General features: G+C 56.4%; 1 protein-coding gene and 1 pseudogene. Both read right to left on the bottom strand.

Translation table 11 applies throughout. The annotated features are described in order from the left end of the window. The coding region (locus AB9F27_RS21965) for an ABC transporter permease subunit (RefSeq protein WP_407067051.1) at positions 1-383 on the bottom strand (383 nt) is incomplete at its 3' end. A gap of 4 nt (positions 384-387) precedes the next feature. Further along, a pseudogene (locus tag AB9F27_RS21960) lies at positions 388-631 on the bottom strand (ABC transporter permease); the annotation flags it as partial.

Here is a 631-nt window from a genome sequence, read left to right as displayed (position 1 = left end):
AATGCCTCGATTTTGGGGGGGCTTGTGACCTCTGGCAAGGCAAGGCGATAGGCATAGTATGTCGAAGACGTCGCCAGCAAGGTCACGCCCAAACCAACCACATGCTGCGACAGGCCAAACGGTACCGTGAGCGTGCTATGCAGCAGGCCAAAACACATGCCAACGAGCATCGCAACGCCAACCCCCGTCCACAGGCCCGTGCCCGAGTAAACGGCCATCCAGCCCGCAAAAGCGCCTGCAACCATGATGCCTTCAATCCCAAGATTCAGGACGCCAGCGCGTTCGCAAATCAACTCGCCAAGGGTGGCGAAAATCAACGGGCTGGCGATACGGATCGCGGCGGCCCAAAAACTGGCGGTGAAAAGGATATCGAGTATTTCCATGACGCTAATCCCTCACAACGCGAAAGCGGGTTAGCATAATCGCCAAAACCATCAGGAGGAGCGATGTTGCTAACATGATATCGGCCAAATAGGTCGGCACATCGGCGGCACGGCTCATGCTATCTGCGCCCACAAATATGCCCGCGACGAACAAGGCAGCAACCACTACGCCCAATGGATTGAGCAACGCAAGCATGGCCACAATAATCCCCGTATAGCCAAATCCGGGGGACAGATCGAGCGTTAGG

Source organism: Falsihalocynthiibacter sp. CO-5D18 (genome assembly GCF_041205445.1).
Classification (GTDB): domain Bacteria; phylum Pseudomonadota; class Alphaproteobacteria; order Rhodobacterales; family Rhodobacteraceae; genus Falsihalocynthiibacter; species Falsihalocynthiibacter arcticus.
This window is presented reverse-complemented; position numbering and strand designations above follow the sequence as displayed.